Raw genomic sequence first — 14,909 nt, 5'->3', positions numbered from 1 at the left:
CCTCAGCCGGCCGCGACGTAGCCATAGGCCAGGTTGCTGCGCCCGGCGCCGTTCAGCGCGTAATCCGCCTTCACGCGCGCCACGCCGTCACTCTCCAGCGCGGCGCGGCGCGTGTAGTTGTACATGCGCGCCGAGGTCTCGCCGAAGATCGCATTCTTCACCGGCCCGTCCGGTGCGCCCAGCGGCGCGAAACCGTAGCGCCGCTGCATCTCCTCCGGGATCTCGAGCCGCCGCAGCGATTCGATCTGCCATTGCGGGCTGCCGGTCCAGATCGCATCCGTGCCCCAGACCACGTGATCGGCACCCAGCCCCTTGATGAGGATGCCCATCATCGCGGCGCAAAGCTGCGGCTCCACCACCGTGCTCTGCGCGAAGATCTGGCCGAGATCGCCATAGACATTGCTCACGCCATACTTGGCCGGGATTTCGGCCAGGTCGCTCACCCAGTCCACGCGTCCGGTCTGCTGGAATTGCGCCCAGCCCTGCTCGGCCCGGCCGCCGCCGGCGAAGCGATAGGCCGAGTGGTAGATGACGAAGTTGATCTGCGGCCAGTCGCGCGCGGCCTTCCCCACGTCATCCACCCGCGCATAGGGCGTGAGATGCGGGAATTGCTGCTCGACCTGCGGCGGGAACAGCCCCTTGTGGACGCAGACGATGTTGTTCCCCGCACGCAGGATGCGCTCATAGAAGGGATACATCAGCCGCTCGTCATCCATCCGCCAGGGGTGGATGGCCAGGTGCTTGTTCGTGTTGTCGCCGATCGTGTAGCCCTTCCAGCTGTCGGGCCGGAGCTGCTCGATGCAGCGCTCCACCTCGTCCATCCAGCCGGGCTTGCCGGGGGTGAAGATGGCGTGGCTCAGCACGCGCTTGTTGCCGGCCGCGTCGTTCACGCGCTTGCGGGCGTCGAACTTCATGTCATTGGTCAGGAACCAGTCGATCGCCTCCTCGGAGGGCGCGCCCGAGATCAGCGCCACCTTGGTGTCGCTGTCGAGAAACACCTCCTTGAACCAATTGGCCTCCATCAGGTCCTGGATGGTCTGCTCGCGGCCCACCAGGTCGGGGTTCCAGCCGGCCCGGCCCACCGCGCGGCGGGCGTTCACGAAGGTCATGATGCGCGTGTCGGGGCGCAGGAAATGCGTGTGCACATCCATGATGAATTGCTGGCGCAGCGCGGCCGTGCGCATGTCCGCCGCCCCGGCCGTCTGCGCCTCGGCCCGGCTGACCGCATAGAGCGGGCCATAGACCTCATTCATCGCGAGGAAGGCGGCCGCCATGCCGGCGTTGGTCTGCAGGAAGCGGCGGCGATCCATTCCCTGCCTGGGGCCGATCGTATCCGCCATGTCCTTGATCCGCGCCTCGACCTGCTTCTGCCGCTCGGTCTGCGGGATGGGCCAGAACTCGTCCGAGCTCACCACCTGCGTCGGGATGGGCGAGGCGAACATCGCCTCCTCCGCCGGGCGCAGGGCCGCGATGTCGTCATCGGTCAGGAAACCGCCCATGGGAGCCTTCCTCTGTGTTCTTGTTCCCGGCGCATGCATCGTGGCGCGGAAGCCGCGCCGGGCGCAAGCGCGCTCTCAACCCGTCAGGAATTCCATGAGCTTCGGGTTGAAGACCTCCGGCTGCTCCACGCTGAAGGCATGCCCGCCCTCCGGCGTCACCCAGAGCTCCGCATGGGGCAGTCCGGCGGCCAGCGCCTCCGAGGCCGTCCAGGGCACCAGCAGGTCATCGCGCGAGGCCGCGACGAGAGTGGGGGCCGTGATGCGCGCGAGGTCCGCCCGCGCGTCGAAAGCGCGCAGCGCGCCGATGCGCTTCAGCAGATTCGCGGCACCCTGGAAATGCGCCGTGCCATGCGCGACCTCGGCGCTGATCTTCTCGTGATGCGCGGACATGTAGGGCGCCGTGTGCAGGAAGAGCGGCTGAGCCGCGACATAGGCCGCGGGCCCCTGGCTGTGCAGGATGCCGATGCGGATGTCGAAGCAGCGCTCCGAATGGCGGTCCACCTTCGCCCAGGCATTCACCAGGACCAGCTTGCCCACGCGCTCCGGGAAACGCCGCGCGAGATCGAGTCCGACCAGCCCGCCCAGGGCATGCCCGAGGAAGTGGACGCGCGCGACACCCGCCGCGTCCATCACCTGGATCACATCATCGGCCATGTGGCCGATCGTGTAGCCCTCGGGCAGCGTCTCGGCATTGCGGCCGGTGCCGCGCTGGTCAAAGCCCAGCACGCGGAAGTGCTGCTCCAGCGCCGCGCGCTGCGGCGCCCAGAAGGCCGCCGCCCCGCCCAGCCCGGCGGAGAGGAGGACGACCTCCGCGCCGCTGCCGGTGATCTCGAACTTCACTTGCCGATATGCGCGACGGTCGCGATCTCGACCAGCGCGCCCGGCTTCACCAGGCCGCACTGGATGCAGTAGCGCGCCGGCTTGTCGCCCGGGAAATACTCGGCATAGACGGCGTTCAGCGCGGCGTAGTTCGCCCAGTCGGTCAGGAAGATGTGGTTCATCACCACATCGGCCATGGTGCCGCCGGCGGCTTCCACCACGCCCTTGATCGTCTCCAGCACCAGGCGGGTCTGGGCCGCGGCGTCGCCCAGATGCATCACGTTGTTGTCCTTGTCGAAGGGCAGCGTGCCCGAGACATAGAGCACGCCATCGGCGAGCGCGCCCGGCGAATAAGGGGCGAGCGGCTTGCCGGAACCGGCGGGGATGACGGGGGCGAAGGGCATGGCTGTCTCCTACTCAGGCGATTGACCGATGGCGCCGCAGAAATCCGCGACGGTGGAGACCCATCCGAAGAAGGTCTCGATGTTGTAGAGCGCGGCCTTCTGCGCGAAGTCGGGGCCGGCCGCATGCGTGGCATCCTCCAGCACGATGCCGAAATATTCCAGGTGGAAGGCATCGCGCAGCGAGCTCTCCACGCAGACATTGGTGGCGACGCCGGTGAAGACGATGTTGCGGATGCCGCGCGCGCGCAGCAGGCTGTCGATGTTCGTATTGAAGAAGCCCGAATAGCGCGGCTTGGGCACCACGAGGTCACCTGGCTTGGGCGCCAGCGCCTCCACCAGCGCGTAATCCCAGCCGCCCTTGGCGAGCAGCGTGCCGGCCAGCTCCGGCCGCTTCCGCATGGTCTTCAGCGCGTTGGACTTGTGCCAGTTGGGCGAGGCGGGCGTGCCGGCCTCCTTGTAGTCGGGGTCCCAGCCATTCTGGAAATAGATCACCTGGATGCCCGCGCGCCGCGCCGCATCGGCGGCCACCGCCGCGCGCGCGATCACCTTCTCGCAGCCCGCGATGTCGAAGCCCGCGATGTCCAGATACCCGCCCGGCGAGGCATAGGCGTTCTGCATGTCCACGATGATCATCGCCGTCTCGGCCGGGTTGAGGCGGATCGGCTCGGGCCGCGCGGGCAGCGTCACCGCCTCGCGCGTGATGACGGGAACGAATCCGGCAGGCTCGGACATGGGCTCGGACATGGGGCGCACTCCTCGGCTCGGGCGCATCATGCGCAAGGCGGGGCGGGCCGGCCAGCCGGGGCGCCGGGGGCCGGCGCGATCATTGCGGGGACGCTGCCTTACGAAAAGGCAATCCGCTTGGCGATTGCCGGTGCGGCGGGCGGAACCCGTCCGGCGCCTCCGCACGGCACGGCCTTCGCGCTTGCCCGCACGCCCGCACATGCGGAGATTCCATGCATCGGGCGGGCTGCGTCGCCCCCCGCGCAAAGGAGCTTCCGCATGGCGTTTCGCCTCCCCCGCCGCCTCCTGCTCGGCGCCCCCGCCCTCCTCGCGGCACCGCACGTCGCCCATGCCCAGGCGCGCCCCACCGTGCGCTTCGCCTTCGACTGGATCCTGAACGGCCCCTACGCCTTCGGCATCGCGGGCGAGCGCCAGGGCTTCTTCCGCGAGGCCGGCGTGGACATCACGATCAGCCGCGGCTTCGGCTCGGCCCGCGTGCCGCTCGACATGTCCGCCGGCACCTTCGACATGGCGATGGCCGACCCCACGCCCGTGCTGCGCTTCATGTCGCAGAACCCGAACAATGACCTGATCGCCGTCGCCCTCCTGTGGGACCAGGCGCCGACGGCGGTCACGGTCCGCGCCGATGGGCCGATCACCAATATCTCCATGCTGGCCGGCCGCACGCTGGCCGCCCCGGAATTCGACGGCGGCCGCCAGGTCTTCCCGGCCTTCGCCGCCGTGAACAACATCCCCTTCAGCTCCATCAACTGGATGTCGGTGGCGCCCGAGCTGCGCGAGCCCATGCTGGTGCAGCGCCGCGCCGATGGCATCACGGGCTTCGTCACCTCGACGGCGCTCTCGCTGCGCGCGCTGGGGATGGACCTGCCGGCGCAGCGCATCTTCCGCTACCGCGAGCACGGGCTCGACTTCTTCTACGGCTCCGTCCTGCTCACGACGCGCACCTATATGGAGCGCAACCCCGATGCGGTGCGGGCCGTGACGCATGGGCTGATCCGCTCGCTGCGCTGGGCCTTCGCCAATCGCCCGGCCGCCATCGAGGCACTGCGCGCGCGCGAGCAGCTGACCGATGTGGCGATCGAGACGGTGCGCCAGGACATGGCGATGCGCGAACTGGTGGACAGCCCGAATGTCCGCCGCCTCGGCCTCGGCGTCATCGAGGCGCCGCGCTTCCAGCGCCAGATTGAGGCGGTGAAGCTGGCCTATGGCCTGGGCGACATGCCGACGCCGGATCGGTTCTACACGGATCGGTTCCTGCCGCCGGCGGCGGAACGCCAGCTCGGGTAAAGATCCAGGGCTCCGCCCTGGACCCGCCGGGGCCGAAAGGCCCCGGCCCCCGTTCTCAGTCAGCCCGGATGCCGGCCGCTCGGACCAACTCACCCAGGCGGCGCGTCTCTTCCGCGATGAAGGCAGCGAATTCGGCGCCGGGCATGGCGCGGGGGATGCTGCCGCTGCCGGTGATGCGCGCGGCCACCGCCTCGTCCCGCACGGCGGTCAGCAATTCCGCCTCCAGCCGCGCCGCGCGATCCGTCGCCACGCCACGCGGCAGGAACAGCCCGAACCAGCCCACCGAAACCAGGTCCACGCCGGATTCCCGCAGCGTCGGCACATCGGCGAAGGCGGGCGCGCGCTCGGCGCTCGTCACCGCCAGCGCCTTCATCCGCCCGCCCCGCACAAGCTCCGCCGCCGCCGAGATGGTCTGGAACATCACCTCCACGCGGCCGGCCATCAGGTCATTATTGGCCGCCCCCGTCTCGCGATAGGGCACATGCGTGAGGTTCAGGCCCGTCGCCAGGCTGAACTGCGCGCCCGCCAGATGCAGCGAGGTGCCATTGCCGATCGAGGCGTAGTTCATCGGCCGCGTGCGCGCCAAGGCGATGAATTCCGCCACGCTGTTCACCGGCAGGCTGACCGGCACCACCATGATGTTGGGCACGACGGCGATCATGCCGAGTGGCGTGAAGTCGCGCTCCGCGTCGAACGGCAAGGTGGCGAAGAGGAAGCGGTTCACCGCGATGGGCACGCCGTTCAGCAGCAGCGTCTGCCCGTCACGCTCGGCCTGGGCCGCCGCCGCCGTGCCGATATTGCCGCCTGCCCCGCTGCGGTTCTCGATGGTGACGGGCTGCCCGAGGCCGCGCGACATGCGCTCGCCCACCACGCGCCCCAGGAAATCCGCCGCACCGCCGGGCGGAAAGGGCACGATCATCCGCACGGGACGGTCGGGAAAGCCTTGCGCGCCGGCTGCCATGGGCAGCAAGGCGGGCGTGGCGAGGAGGGATCGGCGGGAGATGCGTGTTGTCATGCCTTGTGCGATGCAAACGCCACGCCACACTCCGCGGATGCGTTGGCTCGCCCTTTTCCTGCTTGGTCCCCTGGCCGCCGCCGCGCAGGACGCCCCGCGTCCGATGCTGCCCGGCATCGGCCAGGAGGATCCGCGCCGGACGGTGGATGCGCGCGCGATGCCCTGGGCCGCGCTCGGCCGCGTGCAGCATGGGCTGGGCGGGCGCTGCACCGGCGCGCTGATCGCGCCCAACCAGGTGCTCACCGCCGCGCATTGCCTGATCGCGCGCCGCACGGGGAACCTGGTGCAGCCGGGCAGCCTCCATTTCCTGCTGGGCCATGAGCGCGGCGCGCATGTGGCCCATGCCCAGGTGCTGTCCTTCCGCACCGGCGAGGGCTATCGCCCCGAACCCGGCGCGCCCGCCGCCTCGGACTGGGCCATCCTCACCCTCGCGCGGGACATCGCCCCGCCTGCGGCCACGCTGCCGCTGATGACCGGCCTGCCGGCCGCGCGCATGCCGCTCATGCTCGCCGGCTACCAGCAGGACCGGCCGGAGGTGCTGCTGGCCGACACGCGCTGCCGCGCCATCGGCATCACCTCGGCCCACATGCTGCTGCATGACTGCGCCGGCACGCGCGGCGTGAGCGGCGGGCCGGTGCTGGCGGCGCTGCCCGCGGGCGGCTGGGCGGTGGCGGGCGTCGCTTCCCGCGCGGCGGCGGATGCGGCGATGGGCCTCGCCGTGCCCGCCGCCGTGATCGCGGAGGCGCTGCGCTGAAGCGGGGCTGGAGCACGCGGCGGGGTCTAAAGCCCCGCCTGCTCCAGCCGGAACACCGAGCGCGCCAGCGCCTGGGCGCGCGGCACCAGGCTCGCGATCTCCAGATATTCCTCCGGGCTATGCGCCAGGCCCCCCACCGGCCCGACCGCGCAGATGGTGGGCGCGCCTTGGGCCGCGGTGAAGCCGCTATCCGCGCAACCGCCCGAGAATTCGCCCTTCACGTCGAGGCCCGCATCGGCCGCCGCGCCCTTGTAGAGCTCGAACAGCTTGGCCGCCGCCGCATCCTGGGTCAGCGGCAGGAACTCGCCCTTGATGGTGAGCTTCGCCTTGGTGCCAGGCACGTAGCTGGTGGCCACGATCTCATGCAGCTTGGCCACGATCTCGTCCCGATCGGCCGGGTTCACATAGCGCAGGTCGATCTGGCCCACGGCCGAGGGGGCGACCGTGTTCACGCTCTGCCCGCCCGAGACGAGGCCCACATTCAGCGTGATGCCGCGCTCCAGGTCGGTCAGCGCATGGATGGCGACGATCTTGTGCGCCAGCTCGCCGATGGCCGAGATGCCGGCGGTGAAATTGCCCCCGGAATGCGCGGCCTTGCCCTCGATCTCGAAGATCGAGAAGACGCCGCCCTTGCGGCCCGTCACCACGCCGCCCGACGGACGGCCGGGCTCCGAGTTGAACACCACGCGCGCGCCGCGCGCCTCCTCCTCGATCACCGCGCGGCCCTCGGGGCTGCCGATCTCCTCATCGCCCGTGAAGAGGCCGACCATCGGCCCCGGCGCGCCGCCGAACTTCTTGAAGGCGGCGAGGACGAACATGTTCATCACGAGCCCGGCCTTCATGTCCGCCACACCCGGCCCATAGGCGCGGCCATCGCGGATGGTGAAGGGCCGGCGCTCCGGCTCGCCCTTCGGGAAGACCGTGTCGCGATGGCCCATCAGCACGATGTTCTGCGCGTGGTTGCCGCGGGCGCGGGCCGTGCCCTCATGCGGCAGGATGGCGCGGATGCAGTCGCCGAATTTCTCGCCGCGCACCGTCTCCACCGCGAGGCCGTGGCCTTCGCAGAATTCCTTGACGATGGCGCCCACCGCATCCACGCCGGCCTTGTCGTAGCTGCCGCCATCGGTGTTCACCATGGCCTGGAGCGAATCCAGCATGGCCTGCTGCTGGGTGGCGAGCCAGTTGGTGATCTCGGTTTCGGTGCTCATGCGGGGCGCTCCAGGAGATTGGTTTCAGCACAGGCCAGCATGCGCCGCCGCATGAGGCAACCGGGCCTCAGGAGGCGCGGCGCAACAGCCCCGCCTCCGCCGCGCGCGCCCAGCGCGCCGCATCCTCGCGCATCAAATTCTGCACGCCCGCCACATCCAGCGCGCCGGGCTCGACAGCGAGGGTGCGGAAGCGCGCCTGCACGGCATCCGTCGCGGCGGCCGCATTGGCCTCGGCATTGATGCGCTCCACCAGCTCGGGCGCCATGCGCGCGGGGCCCCAGAGGCCGAACCACCCCTCATAGCTGGCCGAAGCCAGACCCAGGCTCGCGAAGGTCGGCACCTCCGGCAGGAAGGGCGAGGGCCGCGGCGAGGTGACGGCGATGATGCGGATGCGGTCGCTCTGCATCAGCGGCATGGCCGTCGCCGTGCTGACCCAGGCGAGCGGCAGGTGCCCGCCCATCAGGTCACGCGTGGAAGCCCCGCCGCCGGCATAGCGGATCTCGTTCAGCTCGATCCCGGCGGCCTTGGCGAATTGCGCGCCGACCACGCCCGAGGCCACATCCGCCGTGCCATGCGCGATGGCGCCGGGCCTCGCGCGGGCGGCGGCGATCAGCCCCGGCACGTCGCGGAAGGGCGCGTCGGCGGCCGCCAGCAGCACGAAGGAATAGAGCGCGAAGACGGCGATGGGCGTGAAATCGGCCGTGGGATCATAGGGCAGGCTGGCCGCCGTGTGGCGCAGCAGCAGATGCGTGGGGTTGATGCCCGTCAGCGTGTGGCCATCGGGCGCGCTGCGCGCCACCACCTCGCTGCCGATCGCGCCATCCGCACCGGGCCGGTTCTCGATGATGACGGGCCGGTTCAGCCGCTGCCCCACCGCCTCCATCACCGCACGCGTGGTCAGGTCCGTGCCGCCGCCCGCCGCATAGGGGACGATGATGCGCACCGGGCGCTGCGGCCAGGTGGACGTCTGCGCGAGGGCCGGCGTGGCGAGCGCGCCCAGGAGCGTGGCGCGGCGGGTGATGCGGGTCATGGGCGTTGTCCTCCGACGTGTTTTGCTCATCCTGGCTTGACCGGACAAATTTAGCCAGTGCAAACTGTCAACAGAATTGAACCGAGGAAACCCATGTCCGACTCTCCCAAGGTCATGCCGCTGGACGGCGTCCGCGTCATCGATGTCTCGAGCTTCCTGGCCGGCCCCTTCTGCTCCACGCAGCTCGCCGAATTCGGCGCCGACGTCATCAAGCTGGAGCTCCCGATCGTGGGCGACCCGCTGCGGAAGTTCGGCACGGTCACGGATTGCGGCGAGACGCTTCCCTGGCTCTCCGAATGCCGCAACAAGCGCTCCGCGACGCTCGACCTCCGCAAGCCGGATGGCGCGGCGCTGCTGAAGCGCATGGTCGCCGAGGCGGACATCCTCGTGGAGAATTTCCAGCCGGGCACGCTGGAGAAATGGGGCCTGGGCTGGGATGTGATGAAGGAGGTGAACCCCCGCCTCATCATGGTCCGCATCTCGGGCTATGGGCAGACCGGCCCCTATAGCGGCCGCCCCGGCTTCGGCCGCATCGGCAATGCCTTTGGCGGGCTCTCCTACCTCGCGGGCTATCCGGACCGCCCGCCGGTGACGCCGGGTTCGGCCACCATCCCGGACTATCTCGCCGGCCTCTACGGCGCGCTGGGTGCGCTGCTCGCCATCCAGGCGCGGGAAAAGACAGGCCGCGGCCAGGTGGTGGATATCGGCCTCTATGAGCCGATCTTCCGCATCCTGGACGAGCTCGCCCCCTCCTTCCAGCTGAATGGCTACGTGCGTGAGCGCATGGGGCCGGGCACGGTCAACGTCGTGCCGCACAGCCATTACCCGACGAAGGACAAGCGCTGGATCGCCATCGCCTGCACCTCCGACAAGATCTTCGCGCGCCTCGCCGATGCCATGGGCGTTCCCGAATGGGCCGGCGAGGGCAAGTGGGGCAAGATCAAGCAGCGCGAGGCCGCGCGCGGCGAGGTGGATGCCTATGTCAGCCACTGGACGAGCCAATACACGCGCGACGAACTCATGACGATCTGCGAGCGCGAGCAGGTGCCCTGCGGCCCGGTCTATTCCATCGAGGAGATCTTCCAGGACCCGCAATACAAGCACCGCGAGAACATCCTGATGATGAAGGACTCGCGCGTGGGTGAGCTGGCGATCCCCAACCTCGTGCCGCGCCTGACCGACACGCCGGGCAAGGTGAAGTGGCTTGGCCCCTCGATGGGCGAGCACAATGACGAGGTCTACAAGGACTGGCTGAAGCTGGACGAGGCCGAGATCGAGCGGCTCACCAAGCTCCAGGTCATCTGAGTGCTCGACGCCTCCACATGCCTTGCCCCCTTGGCGCCCCGCGCCTCGCTGCCCGAGACGCTGGCCGCGCGCATGGTCGAGGCGATGCGCGCGGGCGAATTGGCGCCGGGCGAGCGGATCATCGAAGCGAGCCTCGCCGCCCGCTTCGGCGTCAGCCGCGGGCCCCTGCGGGAGGCGCTGAAGGCGCTGGAGGGCGAGGGGCTGGTGGAACGCCGCCCCGGCCGCTCGCCCCGCGTGGCCCAGGTCTCGCCCGAGCAGGCGGCGCAGATGGTGGTGATGCGGGCCACGCTGGAAGGCATGGCCGCCCGCCTGCTGGCCGCGCGCGCGACGCCCACGCAACTGAAGGAGCTGGAGGCGCAGCATGCGCGCATCCTGACCGCCGCCAAGGCGGGCCGCGTCGCCGAATGGCGCGACGCCGACTGGCATTTCCACGAGCTGGTCTGCCGCGCTTCGGGCAATGAATTCCTGCTCCGCGCCTGGCTTTCCATGTCCCACCTGGTGCGCCTCTTCCTGCACCGCCACCCTGCTTTTGAAGGGGGGGCCTTCGAGGCGGCGGGCGAGGGCGTGCTGCTGAACCACGACCACCTGCTGGCCGCGCTGCGCGCGGGCGACCCCGACCGCGCCGAGGCGGAGTTCCGCCGCGTCATCCTCGACAGCGGCTTCCGCCGGCTCGGCCTCACCCCACCCGCTGGAATCCCCGCATGACCAAGCCCTGGCGCCTGCGCCGCTCCATGATGATCACCCCGGGCCACCGCCGCGAGCGGCTGGAAAAGGCCGCGACGCTCCAGGCCGACAGCCTGGCCTTCGACCTCGAGGATGGCGTGCCGCCCAGCCGCAAGGAGGAGGCGCGCGCCACCATCGCCGCCGTGCTGCGTGAGGTGAGCTTCGGAAGGCGCGAGCGCGCGGTGCGGATCAACGGCATCGGCACCGAGGATTTCGCCCGTGACCTCGCCGCCCTGCCGCTGGATCACCTGGATGCGCTGCTGGTGCCCAAGGTGGAGAGCGCCGCGCAGCTGCAGCAGCTCGACGCGACGCTGGCCGGGCGTGACATCGGAATCATCGCGACATTGGAAACCCCGCGCGGCGTGCTGAATGCGCTCGCCATCGCCGATGCCTCGCCCAACCTCGTCGGCATGTTCTTCGGCCCCGGCGACTACACGCTGCAGACCGGCGGCGCGCTCACCGCCCGCGCGCTGGAATTCCCACGCGCCACCATCGCCGCCGCCTGCGGCGCGGTCGGCATCCAGGCGATTGATGCGCCCTTCCTGCTGGGCCTGCGCGACGTGGAAGGCACGCATGCTGATGCCCTGGCCGCGAAGGAGCTGGGCTTCTCCGGCAAGGTGGTGTTCCATCCCGACCAGATCGCGCCGATCAACGCCGCCTTCACGCCCGATGCGGCGGAGGTGGCGAAGGCCCGCCGCTTCGTCGCCGCCTATCGCGAGGCGGCCGCGCGCGGCGAAGCGGTGGCGCTGGTGGATGGGGAGTTCATCGCGATGGACCTCGTGCCGCGGATGGAGCGCATCATCGCGCTCTCAGAGGAAGCGGCCGCGATTTGACGATTCTGATCGGCGATATCGGCGGCACCCAGGCCCGCTTCGCCCTCGCCGCAGGCGGGCGCTACGGCGCCGTGGTGGCGCAGCGCGTGGCGGATCACGCGACGCCGCTGGCCGCGATGCACGCCGCACTTGCCGCACTCGGCCCCGCCAACAGCGCCATCCTGGCCATCGCCGGCCCCATCGAGGGCGATCACGCGCGCCTCACCAATGGCGACTGGGCCTTCGACGCGCCCCTGCTCGCCGCCTCCCTCGGCCTCGCCTCGGTGCGCCTCGTCAACGACCTGGAGGCCATGGCCTGGGCACTCCCTGCCCTCACCCCGGCCGATCTCGAAACCTGGCAGGCTGGCGAGAGCCTGCCCGGCGCGCCCCAGGCCATCATCGCCCCCGGCACCGGGCTGGGCGTGGCCGGCTTCCTGCCTGGCCATGGCGCGCTCCCCACCGAGGCCGGCCATATGGGCTTCGCGCCCCGCGACGCGACGGAAGCCGCCTTGCTGGCCTGGCTCAGCGCGCGCCAGGGCGCCGTCTGCGCCGAGGATCTCTTGTCCGGCCTCGGCCTCGCCACCCTGCATGAGGGCATCGCCGAACTGCGCGGCATCGCCGTCCCGCCCCGCGACGGCCCCGAGATCAGCGCCGCAGCCGAAGCCGGCTGCCCGGTGGCGCGCGAGGCGCTGGCCATCTTCTGGCGCGGGCTCGCGGGTTTCTGCGGCGATGTGGCGCTGCTGCTGGGCGCACGCGGCGGCGTTTACCTGGCCGGCGGCGTGGCTCGCGCGCCGGCCGACCATGCCGCCTTCCTCGAACGCTTCCAGGACCGCCCCCGCATGCGCGCCTATCTCGCCCGCGTGCCGGTGCGGCGGATCACCCATCCGCAGCCGGGGCTGCTCGGCCTCGCGCAACTCGCCGGCTGAGGCCTATTCGGCGATATCCTCGGCCCAGACCGCAGGCTTCTCGCGCTGGAAGCGCAGCATCAGTTCGAGGCAGCGTGGATCATCCAGCACCAGCACCTCCACGCCGCGTGCGCGGAGGAACTCCTCATTGCCGCCGAAGCTGCGGTTCTCGCCGATGACCACGCGCGGGATCTTGAACTGCACGATGGTGCCCGCGCACATCATGCAGGGGCTGAGCGTGGTGTAGAGCGTGGTGCCGCGATAGCTGGCCCGCCGCCCAGCCTGGCGCAGGCAGTCCATCTCGCCATGCGCGATCGGGTCGCCCTGCTGGACGCGGCGGTTGTGGCCGCGCGCCACCACGCGCCCCTCCTCCACCAGCACCGCGCCGATCGGCACGCCGCCCTCGGCGAAGCCCTGCTCCGCCTCGGCGATGGCCTCGCAGAGGAAGGAATGGTCCGTGCTCACGCCGCCTCCAGCTTCTCCGTGATCTCGAGCCATTCCAGCTCCAGCCGCTCCACCTCCTTGGCGATGGCGGCGCGGCGGGCGGTGGCGCGGGCGATCAGGTCGGTCTTGTTGCGCTCATAAAGCCTGGGATCGGCCAGCGCCGTCTCGATCACCTTCGCCTCGTCATTCAGCTTTGCAAGCGTGACCTCGATGCCCTTCAGCCTTGCGCGCAGCGGCGCATGCGCGGCGCGCGCCTCCACACCCGCGACGCGCCCCTGCTTGCGGTCATCCTTCTTCTCCTCGCGCCGGGCCGCCGCCGCCGTGCGGCCGCCCAGCTGCGCGCGGTAGTCATCGAGGTCGCCGTCGAAGGGCGTCACCTTGCCGCCCGCCACCAGCCAGAGCCGGTCCGCCACCAGCTCCACCAGATGCGGATCGTGGCTGATCAGCACGACCGCGCCCTCGTAATCGGCCAGCGCCTTCACCAGCGCCTCGCGCGCATCGATGTCGAGGTGGTTGGTCGGCTCGTCGAGGATGAGCATGTGCGGCGCGTCGCGCGTCGTCAGCGCCATCAGCAGCCGCGCCTTCTCGCCGCCCGAGAGCCCCTTCACCGGCGTCTCCGCCCGCTCGGAATCCAGCCCGAAGCGCGCGAGCTGCGAACGGCATTGCCCCGCCGTCGCCTTCGGCAGCGCATCCATCATGTGGCTGAGCGGCGTGCCCTCCAGGTCGAGGTCATCCTCCTGGTGCTGCGCGAAGTAACCCACGCGCATCCGCCGGTCCCGGTGCACCTCGCCCGAGAGCGGGTTGAGCCGCCCGGCCAGCACCTTGGCCAGGGTGGATTTGCCGTTGCCATTGGCGCCCAGCAGCGCGATCCGGTCCTCCTGATCAATCCGGATGTCGAGGTCGCGCAGCACCACATGATTGCCATAGCCCGCCCGCCCGCGGCTGACGGTCAGGATGGGCGGCGGCAATTGCCCGGGCTGCGGGAACTGGAAGCGCGTCGCCACATCCTCGATCACGCTTTCCAGCGCGGGCAGGCGCTCCAACGCCTTGAGGCGGGACTGCGCCTGGCGGGCCTTGGTCGCCTTGGCGCGGAAGCGGTCCACGAAGGCCTGCATATGCGCGCGCTGCGCCGCGATGCGCGCATTCTGCGCCACCACCTGCGCCGCGCGCTCGGTCCGCACGCGGACGAAATTGTCAAAATTGCCCGGGTAGAGCGTGATCTTCTGCCGATCCAGATGCGCGATGGAATCCACGCAGCGCTCCAGCAGCCCCCGGTCATGGCTGATGATGATGGCCGCCCCGGAGAAGCGTTGGATCCAGCCCTCCAGCCACATCGCGGCTTCGAGGTCGAGGTGGTTGGTCGGCTCGTCCAGCAGCAGCAGGTCGGGCTCGAGGAACAGCGCGCGGGCCAGGCTCACGCGCATCCGCCAGCCGCCCGAGAATTCGGAGCTGGGCCGCTGCTGCGCCTCCGCGTCGAAGCCGAGGCCGGCCAGGATGGTGGCGGCCCGCGCCGGCGCCGCATCGGCCTGGATGGCGAGCAGCCGCTCATGGATCTCGCCCGCGCGGACCGGCTCGGGGTGGCTGTCCAGCTCGGCGAGCAGGGCGGCACGCTCGGTATCCGCCTCCAGCACGATGTCGAGCAGCGCGGTCTCGCCCGCCGGGGTCTCCTGCGCCACATGGCCCATGCGGGCGCGCTGGGCGATGCGGATCTCCCCGCCATCGGGCTGGATGTCGCCCAGGATGGCCTTGATCAGGGTGGATTTCCCCGCGCCATTGCGCCCGACGAGCCCGATCTTGCGGCCGGTGTCCACCTGCAGCGAGGCGCCCTCCATCAAGGGGCGGCCGGCCATGCGGATGGTCAGGTCTTGGATGGTCAGGACGGTCATGCCGGCGGTTTAGACGGGAATCAGGTGCGGCGACATGCCCGATATGCGAAGGCCGCCCCGCGAATGATGCCGAT

General features: G+C 70.5%; 15 protein-coding genes. 6 read left to right on the top strand and 9 right to left on the bottom strand.

Annotation, left to right across the window (positions count from 1 at the left end; genetic code table 11):
• Positions 1–2: 2 nt before the first annotated feature.
• The 4 genes from R9Z33_RS08240 to rutB form a co-directional block, all read right to left on the bottom strand.
• Positions 3–1,499 (bottom strand): amidohydrolase family protein, encoded by a 1,497-nt coding sequence (locus tag R9Z33_RS08240; RefSeq protein ID WP_318650811.1) that lies wholly within the window; start codon positions 1,497–1,499, stop codon positions 3–5.
• 75 nt (positions 1,500–1,574) lie between these two features.
• Positions 1,575–2,339 carry a pyrimidine utilization protein D gene (rutD, locus tag R9Z33_RS08235; RefSeq protein ID WP_318650810.1) on the bottom strand — a complete coding sequence of 255 codons (765 nt, stop codon included), beginning with the start codon at positions 2,337–2,339 and terminating at the stop codon, positions 1,575–1,577.
• Positions 2,336–2,722, bottom strand: coding sequence for a pyrimidine utilization protein C (gene rutC / locus R9Z33_RS08230; RefSeq protein WP_318650809.1), 387 nt, complete (start codon positions 2,720–2,722; stop codon positions 2,336–2,338). Before rutC ends, rutD begins: the two co-directional genes overlap by 4 nt.
• A 9-nt stretch (positions 2,723–2,731) precedes the next feature.
• A complete protein-coding gene (gene rutB / locus R9Z33_RS08225) occupies positions 2,732–3,466 on the bottom strand; it encodes a pyrimidine utilization protein B (protein ID WP_318650808.1) in 735 nt (244 codons plus the stop codon).
• 258 nt (positions 3,467–3,724) lie between these two features.
• On the opposite strand from rutB, the gene R9Z33_RS08220 reads away from it, so the two are divergent.
• A complete protein-coding gene (locus tag R9Z33_RS08220; protein WP_318650807.1) occupies positions 3,725–4,753 on the top strand; it encodes an ABC transporter substrate-binding protein in 1,029 nt (342 codons plus the stop codon).
• Positions 4,754–4,808: 55 nt separating this feature from the next.
• On the opposite strand, the gene R9Z33_RS08215 is transcribed toward R9Z33_RS08220, so the two are convergent.
• A complete protein-coding gene (locus tag R9Z33_RS08215; protein WP_318650806.1) occupies positions 4,809–5,768 on the bottom strand; it encodes a Bug family tripartite tricarboxylate transporter substrate binding protein in 960 nt (319 codons plus the stop codon).
• A gap of 37 nt (positions 5,769–5,805) precedes the next feature.
• Here R9Z33_RS08215 and R9Z33_RS08210 point away from each other — a divergent pair, with 37 nt between their 5' ends.
• A complete protein-coding gene (locus R9Z33_RS08210) occupies positions 5,806–6,522 on the top strand; it encodes a trypsin-like serine peptidase (RefSeq protein WP_318650805.1) in 717 nt (238 codons plus the stop codon).
• A gap of 26 nt (positions 6,523–6,548) precedes the next feature.
• Here R9Z33_RS08210 and R9Z33_RS08205 read toward each other — a convergent pair whose 3' ends face one another.
• Positions 6,549–7,730: a M20 family metallopeptidase gene (locus R9Z33_RS08205; protein ID WP_318650804.1), complete on the bottom strand. Its 1,182-nt coding sequence runs from the start codon at positions 7,728–7,730 to the stop codon at positions 6,549–6,551.
• 67 nt (positions 7,731–7,797) lie between these two features.
• Entirely contained in the window at positions 7,798–8,760 is a 963-nt protein-coding gene (locus R9Z33_RS08200) for a Bug family tripartite tricarboxylate transporter substrate binding protein (RefSeq protein WP_318650803.1), read from the bottom strand.
• Positions 8,761–8,853: 93 nt separating this feature from the next.
• Here R9Z33_RS08200 and R9Z33_RS08195 point away from each other — a divergent pair, with 93 nt between their 5' ends.
• The 4 genes from R9Z33_RS08195 to R9Z33_RS08180 are packed head-to-tail and all read left to right on the top strand — an operon-like array spanning position 8,854 to position 12,526.
• Positions 8,854–10,065: a CaiB/BaiF CoA transferase family protein gene (locus R9Z33_RS08195; RefSeq protein ID WP_318650802.1), complete on the top strand. Its 1,212-nt coding sequence runs from the start codon at positions 8,854–8,856 to the stop codon at positions 10,063–10,065.
• Between the two features lie 30 nt (positions 10,066–10,095).
• Positions 10,096–10,770, top strand: a complete 675-nt coding sequence (locus R9Z33_RS08190) for a GntR family transcriptional regulator (protein WP_318650801.1) — start codon at positions 10,096–10,098, stop codon at positions 10,768–10,770.
• On the top strand, positions 10,767–11,621 hold the full coding sequence (locus tag R9Z33_RS08185; RefSeq protein ID WP_318650800.1) for an HpcH/HpaI aldolase/citrate lyase family protein: 855 nt from the start codon (positions 10,767–10,769) through the stop codon (positions 11,619–11,621). Before R9Z33_RS08190 ends, R9Z33_RS08185 begins: the two co-directional genes overlap by 4 nt.
• Positions 11,618–12,526: a glucokinase gene (locus R9Z33_RS08180; RefSeq protein WP_318650799.1), complete on the top strand. Its 909-nt coding sequence runs from the start codon at positions 11,618–11,620 to the stop codon at positions 12,524–12,526. The genes R9Z33_RS08185 and R9Z33_RS08180 overlap by 4 nt, the downstream gene beginning before the upstream one ends.
• Positions 12,527–12,529: 3 nt before the next feature.
• Here the strand turns inward: R9Z33_RS08180 and R9Z33_RS08175 are convergent, their stop codons facing one another.
• Positions 12,530–12,970 carry a nucleoside deaminase gene (locus R9Z33_RS08175; RefSeq protein WP_318650798.1) on the bottom strand — a complete coding sequence of 147 codons (441 nt, stop codon included), beginning with the start codon at positions 12,968–12,970 and terminating at the stop codon, positions 12,530–12,532.
• A complete protein-coding gene (locus R9Z33_RS08170) occupies positions 12,967–14,835 on the bottom strand; it encodes an ABC-F family ATP-binding cassette domain-containing protein (RefSeq protein WP_318650797.1) in 1,869 nt (622 codons plus the stop codon). Before R9Z33_RS08170 ends, R9Z33_RS08175 begins: the two co-directional genes overlap by 4 nt.
• Between the last annotated feature and the right edge of the window lie 74 nt (positions 14,836–14,909).

Origin of the sequence: Sediminicoccus rosea, from assembly GCF_033547095.1 — a bacterium.
GTDB classification, from domain to species: domain Bacteria; phylum Pseudomonadota; class Alphaproteobacteria; order Acetobacterales; family Acetobacteraceae; genus Roseococcus; species Roseococcus rosea.
Note: the sequence above shows the minus strand (reverse complement) of the source record. Positions and strands in the feature narration are given on the sequence as shown.

Coding starts and splice junctions, on each gene's coding strand:
- R9Z33_RS08185 (WP_318650800.1), top strand. CDS start 10,767: ATGACCAAGCCCTGGCGCCTGCGCCGCTCCATGATGATCACCCCGGGC.
- R9Z33_RS08210 (WP_318650805.1), top strand. CDS start 5,806: ATGCGTTGGCTCGCCCTTTTCCTGCTTGGTCCCCTGGCCGCCGCCGCG.
- rutC (WP_318650809.1), bottom strand. CDS start 2,722: ATGCCCTTCGCCCCCGTCATCCCCGCCGGTTCCGGCAAGCCGCTCGCC.
- R9Z33_RS08215 (WP_318650806.1), bottom strand. CDS start 5,768: ATGACAACACGCATCTCCCGCCGATCCCTCCTCGCCACGCCCGCCTTG.
- R9Z33_RS08195 (WP_318650802.1), top strand. CDS start 8,854: ATGTCCGACTCTCCCAAGGTCATGCCGCTGGACGGCGTCCGCGTCATC.
- R9Z33_RS08220 (WP_318650807.1), top strand. CDS start 3,725: ATGGCGTTTCGCCTCCCCCGCCGCCTCCTGCTCGGCGCCCCCGCCCTC.
- R9Z33_RS08170 (WP_318650797.1), bottom strand. CDS start 14,835: ATGACCGTCCTGACCATCCAAGACCTGACCATCCGCATGGCCGGCCGC.
- rutB (WP_318650808.1), bottom strand. CDS start 3,466: ATGTCCGAGCCCATGTCCGAGCCTGCCGGATTCGTTCCCGTCATCACG.
- R9Z33_RS08240 (WP_318650811.1), bottom strand. CDS start 1,499: ATGGGCGGTTTCCTGACCGATGACGACATCGCGGCCCTGCGCCCGGCG.
- R9Z33_RS08205 (WP_318650804.1), bottom strand. CDS start 7,730: ATGAGCACCGAAACCGAGATCACCAACTGGCTCGCCACCCAGCAGCAG.
- R9Z33_RS08200 (WP_318650803.1), bottom strand. CDS start 8,760: ATGACCCGCATCACCCGCCGCGCCACGCTCCTGGGCGCGCTCGCCACG.